Annotated in this window: 23 protein-coding genes and 1 pseudogene; 10 read left to right on the top strand and 14 right to left on the bottom strand. The window is 47.4% G+C overall.

What is annotated here, in order from left to right; translation table 11 throughout:
* Positions 1 to 14 precede the first annotated feature (14 nt).
* The 4 genes from GJ688_RS14135 to GJ688_RS14125 all read right to left on the bottom strand — a co-directional run bounded on the left by GJ688_RS14135 (position 15) and on the right by GJ688_RS14125 (position 3,135).
* Positions 15 to 740, bottom strand: a complete 726-nt coding sequence (locus GJ688_RS14135) for a carbonic anhydrase (protein WP_155477207.1) — start codon at positions 738 to 740, stop codon at positions 15 to 17.
* A gap of 121 nt (positions 741 to 861) precedes the next feature.
* Positions 862 to 2,010 (bottom strand): MFS transporter, encoded by a 1,149-nt coding sequence (locus GJ688_RS14130; RefSeq protein ID WP_170292005.1) that lies wholly within the window; start codon positions 2,008 to 2,010, stop codon positions 862 to 864.
* Between the two features lie 230 nt (positions 2,011 to 2,240).
* The gene (locus GJ688_RS20320) at positions 2,241 to 2,417 is read right to left on the bottom strand and encodes a hypothetical protein (protein ID WP_170292004.1); all 177 of its coding nucleotides are present in this window, start codon (positions 2,415 to 2,417) and stop codon (positions 2,241 to 2,243) included.
* Positions 2,418 to 2,502: 85 nt separating this feature from the next.
* Complete coding sequence (locus GJ688_RS14125) at positions 2,503 to 3,135, bottom strand: ComEA family DNA-binding protein (RefSeq protein ID WP_170292003.1); 633 nt, start codon at positions 3,133 to 3,135, stop codon at positions 2,503 to 2,505.
* Between the two features lie 294 nt (positions 3,136 to 3,429).
* Between GJ688_RS14125 and GJ688_RS14120 the strand changes: the two genes are divergently transcribed.
* Positions 3,430 to 4,419, top strand: a complete 990-nt coding sequence (locus GJ688_RS14120) for a VanW family protein (RefSeq protein WP_170292002.1) — start codon at positions 3,430 to 3,432, stop codon at positions 4,417 to 4,419.
* A 22-nt stretch (positions 4,420 to 4,441) separates the two neighbouring features.
* Positions 4,442 to 4,873 carry an EamA family transporter gene (locus GJ688_RS14115; protein ID WP_155477203.1) on the top strand — a complete coding sequence of 144 codons (432 nt, stop codon included), beginning with the start codon at positions 4,442 to 4,444 and terminating at the stop codon, positions 4,871 to 4,873.
* Between the two features lie 122 nt (positions 4,874 to 4,995).
* Here GJ688_RS14115 and GJ688_RS14110 read toward each other — a convergent pair whose 3' ends face one another.
* Positions 4,996 to 6,174 carry a serine hydrolase gene (locus tag GJ688_RS14110; protein ID WP_170292001.1) on the bottom strand — a complete coding sequence of 393 codons (1,179 nt, stop codon included), beginning with the start codon at positions 6,172 to 6,174 and terminating at the stop codon, positions 4,996 to 4,998.
* Between the two features lie 270 nt (positions 6,175 to 6,444).
* On the opposite strand from GJ688_RS14110, the gene GJ688_RS14105 reads away from it, so the two are divergent.
* From GJ688_RS14105 to GJ688_RS14085, 5 genes are all read left to right on the top strand, one after another.
* Positions 6,445 to 8,526: a methyl-accepting chemotaxis protein gene (locus GJ688_RS14105; protein WP_170292000.1), complete on the top strand. Its 2,082-nt coding sequence runs from the start codon at positions 6,445 to 6,447 to the stop codon at positions 8,524 to 8,526.
* A gap of 16 nt (positions 8,527 to 8,542) precedes the next feature.
* On the top strand, positions 8,543 to 8,845 hold the full coding sequence (locus tag GJ688_RS14100) for an STAS domain-containing protein (protein ID WP_155477245.1): 303 nt from the start codon (positions 8,543 to 8,545) through the stop codon (positions 8,843 to 8,845).
* 163 nt (positions 8,846 to 9,008) lie between these two features.
* Positions 9,009 to 10,388, top strand: a complete 1,380-nt coding sequence (hydG, locus tag GJ688_RS14095; RefSeq protein WP_155477200.1) for a [FeFe] hydrogenase H-cluster radical SAM maturase HydG — start codon at positions 9,009 to 9,011, stop codon at positions 10,386 to 10,388.
* Between the two features lie 24 nt (positions 10,389 to 10,412).
* The gene (gene hydE, locus GJ688_RS14090; RefSeq protein ID WP_155477199.1) at positions 10,413 to 11,735 is read left to right on the top strand and encodes a [FeFe] hydrogenase H-cluster radical SAM maturase HydE; all 1,323 of its coding nucleotides are present in this window, start codon (positions 10,413 to 10,415) and stop codon (positions 11,733 to 11,735) included.
* Positions 11,736 to 11,965: 230 nt separating this feature from the next.
* Positions 11,966 to 13,420 (top strand): 4Fe-4S dicluster domain-containing protein, encoded by a 1,455-nt coding sequence (locus tag GJ688_RS14085; RefSeq protein ID WP_155477198.1) that lies wholly within the window; start codon positions 11,966 to 11,968, stop codon positions 13,418 to 13,420.
* Between the two features lie 92 nt (positions 13,421 to 13,512).
* On the opposite strand, the gene GJ688_RS14080 is transcribed toward GJ688_RS14085, so the two are convergent.
* The 5 genes from GJ688_RS14080 to GJ688_RS14060 form a co-directional block, all read right to left on the bottom strand.
* A complete protein-coding gene (locus GJ688_RS14080) occupies positions 13,513 to 14,316 on the bottom strand; it encodes an NlpC/P60 family protein (RefSeq protein WP_155477197.1) in 804 nt (267 codons plus the stop codon).
* A gap of 195 nt (positions 14,317 to 14,511) precedes the next feature.
* A complete protein-coding gene (locus GJ688_RS14075) occupies positions 14,512 to 15,246 on the bottom strand; it encodes a DUF4247 domain-containing protein (protein WP_155477196.1) in 735 nt (244 codons plus the stop codon).
* Positions 15,247 to 15,444: 198 nt separating this feature from the next.
* Positions 15,445 to 15,678, bottom strand: a complete 234-nt coding sequence (locus GJ688_RS14070) for a hypothetical protein (RefSeq protein WP_155477195.1) — start codon at positions 15,676 to 15,678, stop codon at positions 15,445 to 15,447.
* A 271-nt stretch (positions 15,679 to 15,949) separates the two neighbouring features.
* Positions 15,950 to 16,129 (bottom strand): hypothetical protein, encoded by a 180-nt coding sequence (locus GJ688_RS14065; protein ID WP_155477194.1) that lies wholly within the window; start codon positions 16,127 to 16,129, stop codon positions 15,950 to 15,952.
* A gap of 85 nt (positions 16,130 to 16,214) precedes the next feature.
* Positions 16,215 to 16,544, bottom strand: a complete 330-nt coding sequence (locus tag GJ688_RS14060; protein ID WP_155477193.1) for a hypothetical protein — start codon at positions 16,542 to 16,544, stop codon at positions 16,215 to 16,217.
* Between the two features lie 274 nt (positions 16,545 to 16,818).
* On the opposite strand from GJ688_RS14060, the gene GJ688_RS14055 reads away from it, so the two are divergent.
* Both GJ688_RS14055 and GJ688_RS21055 read left to right on the top strand, forming a co-directional pair.
* The gene (locus GJ688_RS14055; RefSeq protein WP_155477192.1) at positions 16,819 to 17,133 is read left to right on the top strand and encodes a YbjQ family protein; all 315 of its coding nucleotides are present in this window, start codon (positions 16,819 to 16,821) and stop codon (positions 17,131 to 17,133) included.
* Positions 17,134 to 17,298: 165 nt separating this feature from the next.
* Positions 17,299 to 17,442 (top strand): annotated as a pseudogene (locus GJ688_RS21055) (hypothetical protein); the annotation flags it as partial.
* A gap of 49 nt (positions 17,443 to 17,491) precedes the next feature.
* Here the strand turns inward: GJ688_RS21055 and GJ688_RS14045 are convergent.
* Entirely contained in the window at positions 17,492 to 19,210 is a 1,719-nt protein-coding gene (locus tag GJ688_RS14045) for a methyl-accepting chemotaxis protein (protein ID WP_155477190.1), read from the bottom strand.
* A gap of 426 nt (positions 19,211 to 19,636) precedes the next feature.
* Complete coding sequence (locus tag GJ688_RS14040) at positions 19,637 to 20,041, bottom strand: phBC6A51 family helix-turn-helix protein (RefSeq protein ID WP_155477189.1); 405 nt, start codon at positions 20,039 to 20,041, stop codon at positions 19,637 to 19,639.
* Positions 20,042 to 20,299: 258 nt separating this feature from the next.
* Here GJ688_RS14040 and GJ688_RS14035 point away from each other — a divergent pair, with 258 nt between their 5' ends.
* Complete coding sequence (locus GJ688_RS14035) at positions 20,300 to 20,467, top strand: hypothetical protein (protein WP_155477188.1); 168 nt, start codon at positions 20,300 to 20,302, stop codon at positions 20,465 to 20,467.
* A 60-nt stretch (positions 20,468 to 20,527) separates the two neighbouring features.
* Here the strand turns inward: GJ688_RS14035 and GJ688_RS14030 are convergent, their stop codons facing one another.
* Together GJ688_RS14030 and GJ688_RS14025 are read right to left on the bottom strand one after the other, a co-directional pair.
* Complete coding sequence (locus GJ688_RS14030) at positions 20,528 to 20,971, bottom strand: DUF3795 domain-containing protein (RefSeq protein ID WP_328597375.1); 444 nt, start codon at positions 20,969 to 20,971, stop codon at positions 20,528 to 20,530.
* A gap of 69 nt (positions 20,972 to 21,040) precedes the next feature.
* The gene (locus GJ688_RS14025; protein ID WP_170291997.1) at positions 21,041 to 21,370 is read right to left on the bottom strand and encodes a thermonuclease family protein; all 330 of its coding nucleotides are present in this window, start codon (positions 21,368 to 21,370) and stop codon (positions 21,041 to 21,043) included.
* Positions 21,371 to 22,129 lie beyond the last annotated feature (759 nt).

The raw sequence follows: 22,129 nt of genomic DNA, 5'->3' as shown, positions 1-22,129 counted from the left end.
TGGCTAATCGACCTTTAATCCAACCAATTGACTTTTCCCGAAATCATCTGGTACTTCGCCCCGGCGATAGCCAATTTTCCATTGGCTATCGCGTCGGCGATTATAGGGCTTTTCCGCAGTGCCGCCACTGTCTGTCGCACATTCTCATCGGCGGCTTTTTCCGTCAGCTCTTCCTGATCGATTCCTTTCGTTTTCACGTTCTCCACTACCGGTTTAATGTGGTCGGTGACAGCGCCGATACTCCCGGATGGATGGCCCCCTTCCACGGTAGCTTTGACAGCACCACAGCTCTCATGACCTAAAACGACGAGATAAGGCGTGTGCAAGTGTTCCACGGCGTATTCGATACTGCCAATCGTCTCCGGACTCAGGACGTGACCGGCCGAGCGAACCACGAAAAGATCGCCAAGACCCTGGTCAAAAACCAGTTCCGGAGGAACTCGAGAGTCAGAACAACTTAATACGATCGCAAAGGGATGTTGCGCCTTTGCTAGCTCAAGGTGTTTCTGCTCGCTTAAATCATGATGGATCACTTTTCCCGATTGGAAACGTTCATTCCCTGAAATCAACTGCTTCCTGGCCTCTTCTTTGCTGATCGATTGCCCTTGAGCAGAGACTTCCTTCGGTTCATTGACCTTGTCCGAGTCACTCGAACAACCTGAGACGAAGAGAGCCGCCGTAACAGCAGATAAGAGAATCCCTCGTATCACTTTTTGATTGACTCCTTGCAGCCACCCCATGGGTTTGTCACATCCCTCCAAATATTTTCAACCTTATTTTACCTTCTATGCTTATGCTTGCAAGAGCTATTTATCCTTTTGTTTTCTTGAGCATTTCCTGGGGCATAAAAAAAGCTGCCGGTCATTGAACCGTTGCAGCTTTTTCTTTGTTCTTCCATTGTTTTATCAGTACCGACGTGAGGGCAACGGCCAAGAGGAGGAGCCCCGTCATGCCATAAAAAATGGGGGGTATGCCCACAACGTCGGCAATTTTCCCTAAGACCGTCACCCCTACACCACCCATGCCTATGGCGAATCCGATAATCAATCCAGAAACAGTCCCCATATGATTCGGTAGCAACTGCTGTCCCAGAACAATAGTGGAGGAAAAACTCGCGTACAAGGTGATCGCGATCAGTGTCATCAGTATGCTGAGTGGCAACCCTTGGGTAAAGGGGATCAGCAACACGAGAGGAGCTGTAATCGTTAAGGAAAAAACAATCAACTTGCCGGCGCCGATGCGATCGGCGATCGGTCCTCCGAGCAGCGTCCCCAGCGCACCGATGATCAGGAAAAAGCTCAACAATCCAGCACCTTGCTCCTGCGTCTCTTTTAATACATCTACTACGTACAAGGGTACATATGTCGTCAAGCCGGAAGTCACCCAAGAGCGGATAAAGACAACGCCTAACAAGATAGCCAAGATCCATTTGACAGACGCCGAGCTTTCCGATATCCGATTCGCCGAACCGCCACCGTTCAGATCCTTTTGAAGAACAGCTTGCTGCTCATAGAGCTTTTGAGTAGAGCGATACAACAAAAAAGCCATAGCGGCAGCGATAGGTAGAAAACAGATAAGTCCCGTCAATCCCCACCATTTATTAAACCAACCGGCCAAAAGAGGTCCTAAGCCAAATCCCAAGTTTCCGCCTACGGAAAAAAGGGAAAGACCTGAAGCTTTCTTTTTCCCAGCAACGGCTTGGGCCAATTTATAACTTTCGGGATGGAAAGCAGCGACTCCTAAACCGGAAATCAGCAATGCGGTTACGGCCAAGCCGTACGTCGGCGCAATCCCGGCTAAAGCCATACCGGCACCTGCGGTGAACGTACCGATCGGCATCAACCAAGTAGCCCGATAGCGGTCACTGAGCAAACCGAAGAGGGGCTGAATGACAGAAGAACTGACGCTTCCGACCAAAATCGTAAAACCGACCATAAAATAAGATAAATCGAACTTGTCCTTCAATAAAATGGCTACTAACGCCAACGCACCCTGGTTGATATCCGTCACCAAATGTCCCATTCCTAAAAGTAAAAGACGTGAGTTTAGATTATACCCTTTGATACTGTTTAGCACCGTTGCGTCATCTCCTGCGTCGACCTTTTATCCATACAGGTTAATATACCACTCTGTCGACGCATGTCAATAGACAATGAGATAGTACTCACCTTCATAAAAATAAATTTAAAGGCTGACCGGGACAACGCTTCCGGTCAGCCTGGATTCCCATGAATCCTCCATCAACGAGTTTGACAGTTCCCTTTTTTGTCTACGAAATAGGCACCATCCCGCATCACGAGACAATCGCCAATCTTGGCTTCTTTGGGCACCCGGTGTCTGGGAATGGTCATGGTCCCATCATCTGTTTTGATGTAGGCCTCATTGTCTCCATAACCCTCTAAGATCACATGCATCATCTCTTCATCACTCCTCCTGCATCGCCTTTTTATCCTATCCCACTCTCTCGTCTTCATTCCATCAACTTCATGCAGCCGGCTTCACTCAATAAACCGAAAGCATGTCCTTCATATCGTTATATTTCTTGGGACCGATTCCAGGCACGTTTTGGATATCTTCGACACGCTGGAAAGGTCCTTTCGTCTCCCGGTATTGAAGGATCCGCTGGGCCAAGGCAGGACCGACTCCAGGCAGTTTATCCATTTCCGACGCGTCGGCCGAGTTTATGTTGATGATTGCACCAGCATTTCCGTTTCCACTAGAGCTGCCTTTCGAGAAAGCTCTCGATGTTCCCCCGCTCGTCGTTGTGCCTACAGCTTGACCGTTCTTCATCGATTCATTACTCCCATTTTCTGACCGGATCGCCGGCACGACGAGTTGCCGTCCGTCCGTCAACAAAGCGGCCCGGTTGATCGACTCTAAGTCAGCGTTAGGGCCGGCTTCAGCTAAGCGCAACGCATCATCAACCCGACTTCCAGCAGGCATCTGATAGACTCCCGGCTTATTGACGGCGCCAGATACGTGAACACGGATTTCCTTATCTAAACCTTTTTCCTTCATGCCATCTCGTTCCGTCAAAGCACCCTTTCCCTCAATCGTCACCTTGCTCTCGGTAAAGGCTTTTTTAGTTCCCTCCGAATCGGCTTTGTTGTACAAGCGCGTACCTTGAATCGTCATGCCGATCACCAAGGCAATGATCAGCCCGCCAAAGATGTAGTAAAGGCGTTTTTTCCATCCTTATTCCCCCTATCTAGTGCACTTTCCGACAGAGCCTTTCGACAAGCTCATAATAATTTCCTTCTTTTACCATTTGAAGTTATGTAGTTATTGTCCATTTTTTGGCATCCAACTTCGTATTATCTCCATTCCTCCCGAAGAAACGGTCTAAATCTGCTGATCCTGGTGTATGGATTAATGCTAGAGACTTCATGAAAGGTTTTCTCGACTGTCTCTTGGAGGGAGAGGATCGAATTGTCCCTCAGCAGAAAAAGAGTGTTCCTCTTTATGGGAGCACTCATCGCTGCAGGAATCGGTTTTTCAGCCTATCATACCTTTGGGGATGGTACCCTTTTGAAAGGCCTACATCTCGGTAAATCAAGCCCGAAACAGGAAGAGTCCCCCCTTGCACCACCGCAGCCAGAAAACTCATCGCCAAGCGACGCATCTTCTCTACCGGAAGAAGGAACCCGGCAACATCCCTACGGCCGTCCGGTCAAAGGGCCGCTCAAATGGGAAGAGGACCCGCGCTTTCAAGAGCTCTGTACGAAGCACCGTGCCACGATCCGGATGGGGGCCTTTCAGACGACCCTTCCCGACCCGCTTCCCGGCGAAGAGTATAATGTCGCCTTAGCCGCTGACATGTTAGCTGGAACGGTCATTGAACCGAATCAGATTTTTTCTATGAACAAAACCATTGGACCTTACACGACGCAGCGAGGCTTCCAGGAAGGTCCCACTTATATAGGGGCAAAAGTGGTGAAGACCGTCGGAGGGGGTGTGTGCAAAGTGGCCACCACCTTGTATAACACCACCGTCCTGTCCAATCTGAAGATCATTGAACGGCATCCCCATATGATGCAAGTCCCTTATGTACCACCGGGGCAAGATGCGGCTGTCTTTTATGGCGTCCAAGACTTTAAGATCAAAAACGATACCGATAGTCCCGTCGTCATCTGGGCGGATACGGAAGATAACACACTGTATATGGGATTTTACGGAAGTGTGAACCCTCCGAACGTAACCTGGCATCATGAAATACTCAACCGCCAACAGGCACCGACAGTCTATCGTACAAACAGTACACTCAACAAAGGCGAAGAGAAAGTACTTGTTCCCGGTCTCGAAGGACTCTCTGTAAAGTCTTGGTTGACGATCGAATACAGCGACTCGAAGAAAGTTACAAAAGACCTCGGGATGGACTATTACCAACCCATGCCTAGAGTGGTCGAACGGATGTCCTGATTCTCGGACGGAGGGATGACGATTGTACGCCTTTTGGCTGGCTTTTTTCGGTGCCATCTGCTGGGGGATGGCACCGGTCTTCGGAAAAGTGGGATTGAGAGGAATTCCGACGATCGACGGCCTAGCCGCCCGCACCTTGATCACGATACTCTTAGTCGGGCTATGGGTTTTGATCAGCGGAAACATCGGCCGCATCAGCGATATCAGCACCAGGAGTTGGTACTTCCTTGCCATGGAGGCCTTTTTAGCCACCTTTGCAGGAGACTTGGCTTATTATGCAGCGATCAAACGGGGGGATATCGGCCAAACGGCGTTAGTTTTGGCTGCTTCTCCCCTGATCACTGTTTTTGCCGGTTATTATTTTTTGGGCGAAACGATGTCACCGCTGAAATTCGGTGGTGCGGCCCTCATCGTACTCGGTGTCGTCCTCGTCGGATTTGATTCGGCAGGATAGCTGACATGAATCGGACCGATTATTCCTCATACAAAAAGAAAAAACCCCGCCTCCCGCCGCGAAAGAATTCCACGTGGGATAGGCGAGGGTTTTTTCAATCTTCTTGATCAGAGCGTTACTGATCAAGGTAGTGAAACCTGATAATCGTAGACGATGCGGGAAAGATCAGCCAGTGTCTGCACTGATGCCGCTTCCCATCCATCTTTACTGTAAATGGAGATGATATAAGGTCGGTTCGGAGCAAAGACGATACCGACATCATGAAACTTGTCATTGAGGGAGCCGATTTTGTGGGCTACCACAGTACCAGCAGGTAGTTCAGAGGGAATACGATCATTATATACGGTGTTTTCTAAAGCATTAAAAATCTCATTGCCCAAAGCAGGCTGATTGTCTCGGAAAACGGACAAATAGGCCAGGTATTTTCCCATGTCTCGCGGAGTGGTCAGCGGATTACTATTGTCATCATAGTAAGTTACCGTTCCACCGATAGATTGTTCAAATTGACCCAGATTGTCATCGCCGAGGTAATCAAGCAGCATAGCCCATGCGGCGTTGTCGCTGTAGACGATAGCCAAACGGGCAAGTTCGCGGAGCTTATACTCTTTGCCAAAAGGCTCTCCCTGCATGATACCCGTCCCTTGACGGTAATAATCTGAGGTATAAGTCAGCGTCGAATTTAGATCCACTTTTCCTTGGGCCGCCAAGGTGTATAAATACAATACGGTCGGCAATTTATGGGTACTGGCAGTCATATAAATTTGATCACCGCCGATATCAAAGGAAGCACCTGTCGTAAGATCTTGCACATAGACGCTGACCTGACCGGGACGCTCATCGAGATACCCTTGCACACGTTGCTTCAGCACTTGATAATCCGGAATGGAGACTGCTCGCATTCCCGTTCCCCATTGAAACTTTTGATCAGGCGTATTCACAGAAGCGATATGGTCTACAGCGTCCCAATTCAGTGAGGCGTTAAACGCTTTCCCGAGAAAGTTCAACGGAAGGTACAGACGATCTCCCGATAAGAAGGGAGCGAAAGCGAGTTTGATCGTTTTACCGTTTACTACAGCCCACGGGTTCCCGATTTCGACGGTGCCGTTGGCTCCGCCACGGACTACCGTCATCGTTTGAGTAGCACCGTTCCAATACACTTTGCCGCCTAGACTTTCGGTCAAGCCACGAGCGGGGACGGCAATATATCCACCGATGACCTTCGGCGCTGGCGTTGACTGAATGAAATGTCCATTGATAGATAACGAAATATCAGGATAATTCGCTAAGGCTGGTTGAGCCATAGCCAATCCCCCCAGCGAAAAAGCCGCAAAAAGAATCCACGGATATAGTCTGGTGCTTTTTATTTGCATCATTATCCCCCTCTCTATAGTGCAAATAAGACACCGTGCCAGTATAATGTTTGTAGAACTATAAATCTACAAGTACTTCATGTTATAAATGTTTAATAAAGTAAATAAACCTCCCACACTGGCTGGGAGGTTTAACCTATGATAAACTAAGAAAAAGCCTTTGATTATGTTGTTATTCACTATTTGAAAGGGGTTGATCCAGTGAATTGGCTCCGTAACCTAAATGTTACGAAAAAAATCCTACTTTTGATTGCAGGTGTCATTTTCCTATTAGCCGGTACCGGAGCAGTCAGCTATTTTTTCATGAGTAAAATTGACGTTTATGCTGAGCAAATGTACAATGATCGGCTCTTGCCTGTTAAATGGCTCAATGAAATAGGGTCTCTCAGTCATGACAGCGAATCGAAATTGCTTGAGATGCTTTTAACTTCTGACATCAATAAACGTTCTTCCCTGGCAAAGCAGATTACTGACAATAAACATAAAGTCGCACAACTGTCACATGACTATGAGAAGACATACTTGCTCGATTTTGAATTGGAAACGCTTCGTTCGGTAAAGAGCTTAGCAGAACGTAACGATATCAATCAAAAGAAGATCATCGATCTTGCCTTAGCCGGGAACTCAGAAGAAGCTCTGAAATTATTGTCGACGAGCAAACCGGAGTTTGAAAAAGAGAATGAGTTATGGAAAAAGATCGCTGATTTCAATTCAGACGTAGCTGAAACGTTGAATCGGGATATTGACAAAGATATTTCCCAGTCCATAAATACTATCGTTGCTATTACCCTCTTTGCCGTCGTCATCTCCCTTTTCTTAAGTACACTCCTGGTCCGTAGTATCTCTAAACCGATTCAGCAGATCCAGTTGTTGATGACACAAGCGGGAGCCGGGAATTTATCGGTCCACGGCGAGGTGGCAGCTACCGACGAATTTGGCAACATGACGGCCACCTTCAACCAGATGGTGCACCACCAGTCCGATATGATCAGAGGCATCCGGAAAACGTCCGAAGAAATGGCCGCTGCCTCGGAAGAGATGGCGGCCTCGAGTCAGCAAGTATCGGCCTCCCTCCAACAAGTAGCGGCCAGCATGCAGGAGGTCGCCCGAGAGACAGAAGAAGGCAGCCGGTCTGTTGTAGACGCGTCATCCGTATTGATCGAACTATCGTCCCTCATCCAGATCGCCAAGAACCAAGCCGAATCGGCAGCCAGCGATTCAAACATGACTTTAACGACGGCGGAAAGAGGTAAGCAGACGGTAGAGGAAACGGTAACCCGGATGACGAAAATAAAAGAGAAGACGACGGAAACGGAAAACTGGATCACGACCCTCAACAGTTACTCCCAGCAAATTCAGTCCATCACCGATACGATTACCGGTATCGCCAACCAAACCAATTTGCTGGCACTGAACGCCGCGATTGAGGCGGCTAGGGCGGGCGAAGCAGGACGTGGATTCGCTGTTGTCGCCGACGAAGTACGCAAACTGGCCGAGCAATCGAGCCAAGGGGCTCAGGAAGTCGATCAACTAGTGCAAAAAGTGGCTGAAAGTACCGAAGCGGCAGTCACAGCTACCCGACTAAGCCGCGATGAGGTAGAACAAGGCTTCCGTGTGGTACAAGAAGCGGGTCATGCCCTCGACAACATCGTCACGGCTGTCAACCGGACGGTAGGGGCGGTTCAAGAGATTGTCAAGGTGACGAATGAGAACGTGGCCAGTTCCGATCGGATCGTCAAATTGATCGACTCCATCGCAACCAATATTGAAAATGTAAGCTCCCATGTACAACAGGTAGCGGCGGCTACAGAAGAAGCTTCCGCTTCGATGGAAACGATCGCCGCCTCCACGGAAGAGACGAGTGCTATGGCCTCTACACTCTTACACACGGTACAGAGGTTTACCGTCGATGATTCATCCCAAAAGTTGACCGATTTTGATTTGCTCGTTCGCGCCAAATCGGATCACTTACTTTGGAAACTGCGTATTTCCAACATGATCGACGGTGTCGAGCGATTGGATTTAGACGATGTCACTTCCCATCACCATTGCCGCCTCGGTAAATGGTACTACGATGAAAACAACCCGCTGAAAAGGGATCCCAACTTTATGTCCCTTGAAGAACCTCACCAGCAAGTCCATGATTGTGCGAAGAAAGCCGTCTTGGCCTATCAATCGGGGAACCGTGAGGAAGCGAAGAGAGTGCTCCTTGAATTAGAGCACCATTCCAAAACAGTGCTCCACAAACTGGATCGCCTGACGCAAAAAATCAGGACGAAATAACGAAAGGATGAACATCATGATTCAGAACATCGTTACAGCGAACAATCAGGTAACAGTCACCCTGACTGGAAGCATTCTAGTGACAGAAGCAGCGGAATTGCGTGAAAAGCTTCTCCAACATGCTAATCATCATGGCGTCCATTTTCTTATCGATATGCAAGGCGTCAACTTTATCGATAGTTCAGGTCTCGGCGTACTCGTCACCGTCTTGAAACGAGCCCGCCAAAGCGGGGGCGATGTGGTCATCAAAGGAATCCACGGGGTCGTTAAAGAAGTCTTTGAGTTGACACGACTCAACCGGGTTTTTCAAATCATTTAGATGTTGATGTAGAAGAGAGACAGTAAAAGCCGACGCGTTCGCTACCCGGACGCCCGGCTTTTATTGTTAAAACAAGCAAGAAAAATTAATCTTCATGGCGATTCTCCACTTTGGTTTATAATAAACGAGGACGCCCTGTAGACCCTGAGAAAAGAGGTAATGTATGAGTATTTCATTAGCTCCCATCCATGCTGCCCTTGAACATCCCCTTCCCTTGGATCAGAACTGTTTTGACGAGGTGCTGGCAAAGGCCCGGGAAAAAAAGGGCTTATCTCTTCGGGAAACAGCACTTCTCTTATCGATATCTAACCCCGAATGGCGGTCTGCTCTTTTTGCAGAAGCAGGAAAAATAAAAGATGAGATTTACGGGAAACGAATCGTCCTCTTCGCTCCCCTCTATACGTCAAACCGTTGTATCAATGACTGCCTTTACTGTGGTTTTCGTCGCGCCAATACAGCCTTGGTCCGAAAAAGCCTCACCGTAGAAGAGGTCCGTCGGCAAGCGATGCAACTGGAAGCAATGGGACATAAACGGTTGCTGTTAGTAGCTGGTGAACACCCCAAGGAAGCTGCAGCAACCATTATCGCCCAGATGGTCGAGGCGATTTATTCGTCCACCGATATTCGTCGTCTGAATGTAAACTGTGCTCCTTTGAGTATCGACGATTTTCGCATCCTTAAAGATGCCCAAATCGGTACCTATCAGCTCTTTCAAGAGACCTATCATCCTGACACTTACGCCTATCTGCACCCATCGGGCCCTAAAGCGGATTACTTCAACCGCCTAACTGCGATGGACCGGGCCATGGAAGCCGGTATCGACGATGTGGGACTCGGTGTTCTCTTTGGACTCTATGATCATCCTTTTGAGATCCTGGCCCTCTTGGAACACGCCCGGATCTTAGAGGATCGCTATGGCGCCGGACCGCATACTGTTTCCGTTCCCCGGTTGAAACCAGCCTTTGAATCAGCCTTAACCACTGTCCCCTATTCGATCGATGACGAAACCTTTAAACAAATCGTCGCCGTTCTTCGCCTGGCGATTCCCTATACAGGGCTGATCCTCTCTACACGGGAGTCAGCGGAACTTCGAAATGAACTGCTCCATCTGGGCATCTCCCAAATCAGTGCCGGCTCTTCCACCACCCCCGGCGGTTATCGCGATGGAACAGAACAGGCAGAAGATCTTGAAACCAAAGGAAGCCAGTTTTACCTGGAAGACCATCGCTCCTTGCCGGAAGTAACGCTCTCCATCATGGAGAAAGGATTCATCCCCAGCTTTTGTACTGCTTGCTACCGGAGCGGCCGGACGGGTGAAGATTTTATGGCCTTGGCCAAAACCGGGCATATCGCTCAAATGTGCGATCCGAACGCCCTTTTGACGTTACAAGAATACCTGCTCGATTACGGAGATGAGTCATTACAGAAAAGGGGGGCCGCTGTAATCGAGCAAGCGCTGACCCAACTTTCTGAGGAGAAAGCCGAACGGCTGCGGCAGGGAATGGAGCGACTGCGGTGCGGCGAACGAGATATTTATATCTAGCCTGGAAAGGACGTTGCCACATTCATGTTAGATAAATTTCTGACGAAGCAGCCAAAGGGTGATCGGTGGATCGTCGTCTTCCCCTCGATGCAACAAACTTTACAAGCGCATCAACTGATGGAGTCTTCCGGCGTACAGGGCGACTTTATCCCCACCCCGAAAGGGTTCGGCCCTGTCTGCACGACGGCCATCGTCTTTTCCGGATTTCACGGTCCGGAAGTGCAGGAACTGCTTTCGAACCATGGACTACATCCGCAGGCGTTGGAACCTTGGCGTTCAGTCCCTCCCGGAGAAGCTTGGCAGAACGCTTTGGAACAAGTGGAAACAGCCGCTTACGGTGACCTGTTGAATCGAGTACGGGAAATGAATGCACCAAGCCTGGAAGAAGTTGAACAGCTTCTATCCCCTCCCACTCCGGCTGATCATCGAGCCCTTCAAGGGGCCGCTGATGCTTTGCGCCAAGAAACGTTGGGTGATGTGGTCGACATCCGAGGTGCGGTGGAATTCGGCAATCAGTGCCGCAAGAACTGTCATTACTGCGGGCTTCGTAAGGGGAATCAGCAACTGCCCCGTTACCGTATGGACAACAAAGCTATTCTCGCTGCAGTCGGCGACGTTTATGCCTTGGGGATACGGACTGTCATCCTGCAATCGGGCGAAGAGTCGCCGGAGGCCACAGAATCGCTGGTGGAACTGATCAAGTCCATCAAAAAACAGTACGGCCTGCGGATCACCTTAAGTTTAGGGGAACGATCCTTAGAAGATTACCGGGCTTTTCGCCGGGCAGGAGCAAACAACTACCTCCTCCGCATCGAGACGACCGATCCGGAAGTTTTCGCACGAGTCCATCCTGATGATGATCTGCAAGAGCGTAAACAACACCTCCTCTGGCTCCGGGAAGCGGGATTCCTGCTGGGAACAGGCGGCATCGTCGGTCTGCCCGGTCAAAGGGTAGCCAGCATCGCCCAAGACATCCTGTACTGGCGCGATCTGGGCGCGAATATGATCGGCGTCGGTCCCTTTCTCCCTGCCGAGCATACCCCTTTAGAAAATCACCCGCCTGGGGACTTAGATCTGACTCTGCGTGCTGTCGCTGTCACCCGTCTTCTCTGCGGCCGCGCCTTCATTCCTGCCACCACTTCCCTGGCTACGCTGCATCCTGATGGACAGCGGCTCGCATTGGAGTGGGGTGCAAACTCGATCATGTTGATCAACACACCGGAAACTTACCGAGCCAATTACCAGTTGTATCAAAAAAAGGCGAAAGTAGACCTCGACTTCGCTTGCCGTTCTATTAAAGAAGCTCGACGGATACTTCCGAATTATATTCGCGGGGTTACCTGCTAATTAAACCCATCGTCGCTTATATCAAACCATCGCGTATATCCAATCGTCGTTGACATAATTAAGATAACTATTCCGTCAGCATTTGTGATGGTGGGCGGCTTTTTTTTGCTTTTTTCCCAAGAGGATATCATTGTATTTAGTTACATACATCTTTATAATGGTCCGTGCACTACCAGAACTATTTTTGATTAACGATAAATATATATATGCAATCAAAGGAGGACCGAATCATGCCACGAAAATTCGAAACAACTGTACAACTGCTGCGCCACGAAGTTCTGACCCATGTTGCCAAATTGTCTATGGAAAAAACACTCGATCAGCATAAAGATCTGATCCCCTACATGATTGTTAAAGGAAAAAAGCCTCACTTTCGTTGTTGCGTTTATAAAGAGCGAGCGGTCCTTAGGGAACGGATCATCCTCGCATGCGGAAATGATGTTCGCGGATCTTCCGGCGGCATCATTCAAGTCATGGAAACGGCTTGCGATGAATGTCCTGTAGAACGGTTTACCGTCACCGAAGCATGCCGGGGCTGCATCGCCCATCCCTGTATGGAAGTTTGTCCGGTGAACGCTATCGGTCAAATCAGCCGCAAAGCGATCATCAATCAAGAAAAATGTATCGAATGTGGCCGTTGTAAACAAGCTTGTCCCTATGGCGCGATTACAGACACCCTCCGTCCTTGTGTCAAAGCTTGTCCGGTAAAAGCGATTACGACCGGGGAAGATCGCTTGGCCAAGATCGACCCAGAGAAATGCATCAATTGCGGTCAGTGCGCCTATCGTTGTCCTTTTGGTGCCATTTCCGAAAAATCCTTCATCACCCATGTGATCCAAAGCTTGCAGGCCAAAGATCATCCTGTCTATGCGATTGTAGCTCCGGCAGTAGTCGCCCAGTTTCAAGATGCCACCTTGGGACAACTGCGGACAGCATTGAAAAAAATCGGTTTCTTCGATGTCTATGAAGCGGCGCTCGGTGCCGATATGATCATTCCAGAGGAAGCTGCCGAACTGGAAGAAAAAATTCAAGCAGGTTCTTTCCTCACCACCTCCTGCTGTCCCGCTTTTGTCGAAATGATTGAGAAACACTTCCCTGAGTTAAAGGAGCATGTCTCTTCTGCCGTCTCTCCCATGATCGCGGTGGCGCGGTACCTAAAAGCAAAAACTCCAGAAGCAGAGGTCGTCTTTATCGGCCCTTGCATCGCAAAAAAGGCGGAAACGGTGCGCGAAGACGTAGTCGGCGCCGTCGATCATGCGCTGACCTTCGAAGAACTGCTGGCGATTCTCTCCGCCTCAGAGATCGATCCGGCTCAGTGTGAAGAAAATCACCGGGAGGAAACGTCTCCCTTTGGACGCGCCTTCGCCCGTTCCGGTGGTGTGACCCAAGCGGTCGTTCAATCCCTGAAGGAATCCAATAAAGATATTACCGTGAAGCCGCTCAAATGCAACGGTGCCGAAGAATGTATCAAAGCGCTGCGTATCGCCAAGGCTGGAAAACTTCCGGAGAACTTCATCGAGGGGATGGCTTGTATCAATGGATGCATCGGCGGACCGGCAGCCTTAAACCATTCTCCGAAAGCAAAAGTGCTCGTGGACAAGTTCAGTCAAGAAGCGCAGATGAAGACGATTCAAGAGGCGAATACAACAGTGAAAGATGTACCCATTTCCCTTCACCGTGATTGATTTCTCTATGTCAACTAGAGGAAGACCCGCCAACCTTTCTTGAGAAGGTGGCGGGTCTTTTTTCATGCTGACAAACGCTCTTTCCTATGCAGTTAATTTGTTGCAGCTGTGTTGCCTTGGGCGGGCATGATCACAGGTTTTTGCGGCGGTAATTGATATTTCTTCGGGATTACCGGTGCTTTGGCAGTGTGTCCAGCGATAGTTTTACTTGGGGTCCATGAGCTTTCCGGCAGTACCCGTTGGACCGTAAACAAGTTGCTTCCCCACCAATATCGAACATCATTGACGATGCCGATGGCGGTCGGGTTTTTGCTGTCAGCAGTTCCAATGACTGCAGGTTGTCCATCGATCATTCCCATGTAGATGGACACGTGACTGATATACTTCTTGCCGTTCGAATCGGTCTTCCAATAGGTGAATATATCTCCTGGACGCAGGTTTTCAGTCCCTTTAATGGTCCAGTATTTTCCTTCTTTTGCTGCATAAACGCCCGTAACTCGCTTACCTACAGTACCATAGTTTTTTGCGGTGGTCGTTATATCGAAACCAAAGTCACCGTATATGAGAGATACAAAGTTGGAGCAGTCTACAATCCCATAATCTTTATACCCTTTATATTGATGTCCGTAAACCATGTAGCCTTGGTCCATATACCAAATGGCCCGCTCAACCAATTGATCGGCCAAGCTGCCATCGATGGAAGCGTACGATTGTCGCCATTTCGCCACTTTGGTTACTTCGTCTTTTTGGTAATCATCGCTATACTCCTTGTACTTCGCAATCGCTTGAGACGTGGAATACCTCGCCCAAAAGGCATCGGCGCTAGGGAGCCCACTCGTCAAGAATAGGGAAGCTGCTACGAAACCGGTGATGATTGTTGTAATCGCTTTTCTCATTCTCGTCCTCCGTCTTTTTCAAATTAACACTCCTTTTATAAGGAGGTTATCTATAACATTCGATAGGGCTGTTGGTTTTTTGCGGGTATCCCATGAAGTAACCATGTCGTACTATATTCCCTCGGGAGCGCACGAAAAAGGGGTGAAGTCAATTTCACCCCGCAGAGACGCTTTAACGCTTTCGTCTCGCTCAAATCATTTTCGTTTGACGGAACCAACACCGCTCGATGTGGACGGTTTCGATGGAACTGATGTAGTGGTTTTCGGAGGGCTGGAGACTGTGCTTTTCGATGATGTAGATCCACTTACGCTTGACGGTGCTGACTCTGTCGGTGTTGAAGTGGTATCGCTCGATTTTCGAGTCACCGTACCCGTCCCGGACGATGTGGTCGGTTTAATGGTCGTTCCGTCTATTTTTCCTTTTGAACTGTCAGCAGAAGAACTGGAAGAACCGCTTTTTGACGGGAAAGGGTAGCCATTATTCGGCGTGTACGATGGAGTACTGAATGTCGAAGGACTCGATCCAAAGATTCGCTCCAGAGTATTACCAAGCAAATATCCCTGCCAGAAACCACTGCCCGTGTGTTCTTTAACGTACTGAACAGAGCTTACATTCACCAAACTGTCTTGAGGGAGATTGGCATCTTTCGTAACGGTGATGATAGAATTATTATTGTACAACAAAACCATTTTGTCGTCGTTGTAGGCCGATTGTTCAGTCGGCTTTTCTACACTGACAATCGCTGTGGCCACTTCACCGACAGGCGTCTGAGCGGCTCGGTACGTTTTAGAAGATGAACCAGAACCATCTTGTTGCGCCGCTTCGAGACTATAGTGCTGGGATATAAAATCGGCAGCTTTCTGTTGCCCGCAACCCGTCAACAATAACATAAAAATGAGACAAAAAGAGAGCATCCATGACCTTTTCATGCACGACCACACTCATTTCTAAGCACCTTATTTATTGGCCATAAGCCTTGATCCAACGAACTTTATGCACTAATTATACCTAACCGGAACGAGATAGAGAATACAAAGGCGGAGAAATTCTCTTCCAGGACGATTCGGTCACAAAAAAAGCGACCCCGCGGTGAATGATGTTTCACCGCGTGTCGCCTGTTTCATGATTTATTGAGGTCCGAATTCGTAAGGCTGTTTTTGCTGTTTTAAGGCTGGCCAATCGGCGAAGGCCAAGAAGAATAATATGATGATGTTGACGATAGGAATAATCAACAGCAAACTATACCACGGCGAAAAACCAGCTTTACTGAATATTTTCCAAAAGGGTACGATGGCAATCACAATCCCCAGTAATCCCATGACGGATCCGACGAGACCTGAAAAAAGACCATAATCGTGCATCTCTACCACCTCCGCAGATTTTCAGGTTAATGAACAAGTCTCCCTTCTCGATCTTATTGCTACAAGTGCTATGTTATGCGTAGGGCTAACTACCGAACTCGCTTTTCTTTCTCGGGCTAATCGAGGGTACTTTGAGTCTGTACAACCAAAGGGCAGTCCTGCTAGTCAAAAAATAAAACAGCCTAGGATATACCACCCAGGCTGTTCTTCGCAAAATATTCAAATGTCTTTGGTCACAGGTGACATACAGGAACGTCCGCCTTATCTTGATTCACGATGGAGAAATAAAATCACTGTAGTTTATGGCAGTCAAAAATTGACCCACCGTATAATTCTTTCCTTCCACCTCAAGTAACTCTCTGGCCTCTTGCCCTGTTTCGGTTTGGCTGAGCCTTATCATGAATTCGCTTAATTTACTTTTCTTAGAGATCTTCTGTCGCTTATCCAGCATAACTCGTGCCTCCTTAAAAGGATATAACTTTTGGATAAAATAAGTATAACGTCGAAATGTGTCCATTTTGTGTTTAAAATATGAACTATTCTCGTACATCAACGATATCGGAACAGCGAATTTCACGTTCCCTGTCGTCAGAAAGGATCGTCAATTTGCCGGACTTCGATTTGACGGGGATTCCACTCATCCACTGTCCCGATCTTATCCGAATCTTTATTTCACACTGTTCGCTCGCAGCCAACTCGATCAGCCGAGCCAATTCTTCTAGGCGAATATCGTTGAGTTCTGGGATTGGTTCTTCGTTACTCAACCATTCCCTTTGAGTTATGCGAGTTACTTCACGATGTTCGGGCAGTAACATGGGACGCCAAAGATAATTGGACTCGTAAAACCGTTTTACTTTCGGGTTCAAAAGACCACCTCCTGGATATAGTTTAGCACATATGTTCCTATTGCGAAACGCATGTTCTAATGCTATCCCAGGGCTTACTTGCCACCGGTCAAAGATTAAACATTAGGATCGGCTGGTTAAAATAGTGTAAAATACAAGTACTCACCGCATACGATATCGAACCGGTTATCTGTTTTCATGGTGGTTTGTATGAAGGTAATGTAAATCAACCTATTGGTGAGATAACAAAAATCTAAATATGCTGCCTTACTTGAATGAAAGGAGGATCATTGGAATGATTGTTACCACTACGAATAACGTAGAGGGCCGGGTGATCACTGATTATCTAGGGGTTGTCGCTGGTGAAGCTATTATGGGGGCTAACGTGGTCAGGGACTTCTTCGCTAGCATCACCGACGTTAACGGCGGTAGGTCTGGCGCGTATGAAAGTAAACTTAACGAGGCTCGCGTGATCGCTATGCGTGAAATGCAGGAACGAGCCGCTCGCCTTGGTGCTGATGCAGTGATTGGCATCGATATCGATTACGAAGTCATCCGTGAAGGAATGTTGATGGTCGCTGCAAGTGGAACAGCAGTAAAACTTCGATAGGCCTGTTTACAGTCACCCTTCTCCTTTATCTACTCGGTAAGGAGCTAGGGTGATTTTATATTAACCCTATGCAATCATGCCTTTTTCTCTCGCCCCAATGATGTCGTGCTCTCGATGTTCAAAGAAAGAACAAAGGCTGGATAAGTTTACTAGCGCAATCATTTTGATCGGGTGGGTCATTTCATACAGGGGGTTACGGTAACGATGGTGGCTCAAGAGTTATTGCTACGCTTGACGGCCGATGAAGGCGGGGTGGCTCCTGACGGGTTATGTACTATCCATAGGAATGGCGCTGAGTATGTCTTATGAAATTTTTGAATAGGCTGTCGCAGCATTGAGGCTGCCCATGATGCAAGATTTAAACTTTAAACTTATGTAAACTTGCCTGTAATTCCATTGCCATGCTTGAAAGGCTTTGACTAGAAGCTGCTATTTGTTCCATCGCGGCAGATTGTTCTTGGGTCGCCGCAGAGACAGTTTGTGCCCGATTGGCAGTACCATCACTGATCTTTGCTATTTCACGGACAGAAAAAGCGATTTGCTGACTTCCGCTAGCCACATGTTGAATGGCCGATGATATTTCTCTAATTTTTCCCGATACTTGGGTGATTAACGTAGCAATATCTCTAAAAGCAGTTCCTGCATCATTTACAACATCTGTACCTATCTTCACCTCGTGCGTGCCCGCACTCATGGCAACAACTGCTTTTTGCGTATCTTCTTGAACTTCTCGAATCAGTTCGGCGATCTGCTTGGATGCTACCTGTGACTGTTCGGCCAACTTACGAACTTCTTCAGCCACAACAGCAAATCCTCTTCCATTTTCACCAGCTCGGGCAGCCTCGATGGCTGCATTTAATGCTAGAAGATTTGTTTGGGCTGCGATTTCCGATATGGTCGTGACAATTTGATCGATTTCCTTGGATTTATCTCCGAGCCTTGCTACCACTCCCGCAGACGTCATAACCGTCTTCTCAATATTCATCATCTGACTGACTGTGGTATGTATGGCTCTTTCTCCGTCTTGGGCAGATTCGTCGGTTCTGTCCGACATGGCCGCCACTTCGTTCGTGTTCACTGAGATTTGTTGGATGCTTGCTGATATTTGATCTACAATCCTAGCTGTATTATTAATCGTTTTTACCTGTTCAGCGGCCCCATGAGCGACGTCACTAATTGCCATGGCCACTTGACTATTCGCATGGGCAGATTGTTCTGTGCTTGCCGATAGCTCTTCCGATGACGAGGTTACTGTTTCGGCTGATACAGTCACCTGCTTTACAAGCTTCCTCATGTTTACTAACATGGTGTTAATGGCGATCCCAAGTTGACCTACTTCATCGGTAGAGTTAACTTTCACCTGATTAATAGATAGATTTCCTTCTGCGACCTGCTGAATTCGACCAACCATTTCGACGAGCGGATTTGCAATTACCTTAGAAATAATCAATCCAAGGCCTAAAGATACGATTGCGGCAACGACAGTAATTCCTATAATCATTCTTTTCGCCATGGCGCTGCCTATCATGGCGTTATTGTTTTCCTCCTCAGCCTTTTTACTCTTATATTCAGCTAACTCATTGAGAGAAGTATTTACATCCATCATTAGCGGGGTCGCATTTTGGGAGAACTCGGCATAGGCGATACTTTTCTGTCCATTCGTAGCTAGATTCAATGCTTTTTGATGCTCCACCCCATAAGCGTCCAGTTTCTTTCTAATGAGTGCTAGCTTTTCTGACTCAAAAGAATCTAGGTTTGTAGTTTCATATTCATTTAAAAGGGAAATAATTTCTTGAATCTGCTCGTTTATTTTACTCAATGATACATTCTCTGTATTTTTATCTTGGTCGGTCAACATTATTTTCAATGTTAACTCTTCAACTAATCTGTTGTCCGCCCGTACTTGGTTGAGCCATTTTACTGGTAATAAACTGTCACGATACATGGCCTGCATGTTTGAACTTACTACATTGGTGTAACTGAAACCAACGAACCCTACTCCCAGCATAAAAACACTCATAAGTACGATGAGGCTGATAATTTTTGTAGCCGTATTGAAGTTTCGAAACGTTTGCATAGGAAGCCTCCTGATTTTTCTTATTGTGTACCTACCATTAATTTATTCTAATCAATCAATGTGTCTAACTGGTGAACTGGCTGTGAACTTTTGTGTTTTTTATGTCTATGCTTAAAATACAATGGATAGAGAAGGCAGCCTAATTGGCTGCAAGTCCCCCCTTTGAACTTTTGTGCATGTGATAGCTTTCGCATTATTTTCTTACCTATGTTCGACGAAATAAACTGATATCCTGCATAATACGATTATATCGGGCCCATATGCAGCAGAAGTTAAGAGAAACTCCTATACATATATGATGAGTTTTTTTAGAGATAAGTGGGCAATTATATGGGCTGGATTACGACACTCCTAGTCTTTCTCATCTTCTATTGCAATGATAGAGGATGAGTTCGCAGGGATCCGAACAATGTTCGTACCCTTTGATTACATCTCGGCTAGCATCTTCTTGAGGTTATCAATCTCAGCTTCGATCGCTTCGTTGGAACGGGAATCCTCAACCTTCGCCTCAATCTTTTGGACGTCGGTCAATCGGCCCTGGTTTTTCAGCACGAGTTCAATGGCCTTCAGTTTGTTACTGTCGCTTCCGCTGGTCCGAACGATACCTCGGAGAATAGTGTAAGTCTCGGCAAGGAAGTCGTTCATCACACGTTCGGCCACATCATTCTGGTATGCGATGAAGTCGGGTTCTTGTTTCCAACGGTATAGGGACCGATCGGTTACGCCAACTTCCTCGGCGATTTGAGCCATAGTCATTTTGTGGATGTCGTTGGTGGCAAAGATTTCAGCGGCTCGCAACTGCTGGGCAGACAGCCGGTATACTTTCGACAAGGTAATCACCTCCTTCCAGCAATCCTGTTAATTCCTACAACTACAGTGGGAAAATAAAAAACGCCCTGCCAACTTTCGTCAGCAAAGCGTCTTCTCGCAATCTTTCAAACGGACATTCCAGGCCATCATGCTGTTGTTTGTTTTCATCCACGGTAATTTAACCACTACTGGCTGCTCTGCCTGTTTCTTCTTGTTTATTGGTTCTTGTTCGTTGGTTCTTGTTACATCGCATGTTTGGACAACTATACAGTTGTTCAAATGGACAACTATACGCATGTCCAAACGGACAACTATGCGATTGTCCAAACGGACAACTGTACGATTGTTCAAACGATCAACCGGGATTTTACTCATGCCAACCGGTTTGATTATCAAATCGGTCACCGCGACAACATCGTTTATTGCGAAGCTCTTCGAATTTTGTGAGTCAGTTCAACTGACGGTCAAATGAAAATCATCCCTCGTGCTTACCGCGTATCGCCCATATTAATACCTAGGTTTTTTATCTTGTTCGATACAAAATTTTTCAACGCCGATTTTTTTCATTCGGTCATTTAATGTTCTCCATCGGTTCTCAATCGCGTCTGGAAAAGGTTTATCGCAGGGATATTCATCGCATTGAAAACAAAAATCAACGCCTTTTTCCTTATGACAAGTTTGTGCCGGGCAATTAATCGGGCATTTTACGTTTTCTCCACGACATCCACTGCATGATGCTTGGCTAAAATACGAGAGTACGTCCTCAAACTGCTGATAGTTCTGAAAGACAGGGAATGTGTTTGCCTTAATAGCGGCTAGGCGTCTGTAATTTCCGAGCAATTCGGTTAGGCGAGAACTAATTTGTTGTATTTCTCCAGAGTCATAATCAGCACAGCGTGAACAGTCAAGTCCGCATGGAGCTAAACGACTTTTCGCTTGATTATAATCCACATCGACACCTCCTAACGATATAACCATCGTAGCAGGTTTATTTTTACAGGTCTACATACGTCGGGGGTCTTATTTCATAAACGGAACGGCCAGCCCTTCGACAATCAACTCATCATTCACGTTCTTCCCCGCTGCGTTGACGACAGCCAGCCATCTCCCGTACTTCTCTTTCCGAACGGAATTGACGGTAACGAACTTTCCCACTATTTGATTCTTCAACCACAGCTTAGCCTGTTCTCCCCTAGCCTTTTCCTCGCCATGAATCTCTGGCGCATTCAGGCCGTACAAGCGGAACCTTTCCTTTATAAAGACGTTGAAGCCGAGGTCGACATCAGCATCGAATGTATCTCCGTCGATCACTCTGGTGACCGTGGCATTATAGGTGTAATTGACGAACATTGCTACCCTCCAATTTTCAGACATAGCCAAAATAATAACAGCCTGGGACTATGTGGTCCAGACTGTTTTTTGTTACCCAAAAGATCGCAGTTGTGACGAGTGACTTACAGGAATTGCCGCCAGTATCCCTCTATTTCATGTCTATGGGAAAAAAGGTATGATTGCTGTGAGATGCTGTGGGGCCCTGTTCAGTGGGCAGAGCAGTTAACTACGGTGTCTAGTACAGTTACCTATATACCGTTAGGAACCACAGTAATCTATAGTTATGTCGTTGTTCTAGTTACATTGATCGTTTGGACATATGGGAAATCATTAGCGGTTGTCCAAACGGACATATGGGCCAGTTGTTCAAACGGACATACGGGAAACAGTCTGCCGATAGTCTCATTATTAAAGTCACATTATCGTGGATGAAACACGCCATCAACCCCGGCCCCGCACTCGCCTCACCCAGTTGCCGCACCGGCTGGGTTGGCAACGTTGCGGGCTGTGTGCCAACGTGTGGCTCGCTGATATTATCTGAATGGAATTATATTGGCAATGGGTTCTGTCGGCACACGTGGCGAAACAGGCATGACTGTGGCAATATCGGTTACTCCCGCACGTCAACGATGTCGGAACAGCGAATTTCACGTTCATTGCCTATTAATGGTTTTTCAAACATTAAACAAAAGACTTTAACTTACTAAAATAGTGTAAAATACAGATACTATTGGACAATGATTGCGAGGGATTGATATGAAAATAGCCGATGGAATA

Origin of the sequence: Heliobacterium mobile (assembly GCF_009720735.1) — a bacterium.
Classification (GTDB): domain Bacteria; phylum Bacillota; class Desulfitobacteriia; order Heliobacteriales; family Heliobacteriaceae; genus Heliobacterium; species Heliobacterium mobile.
Note: the sequence above shows the minus strand (reverse complement) of the source record. Positions and strands in the feature narration are given on the sequence as shown.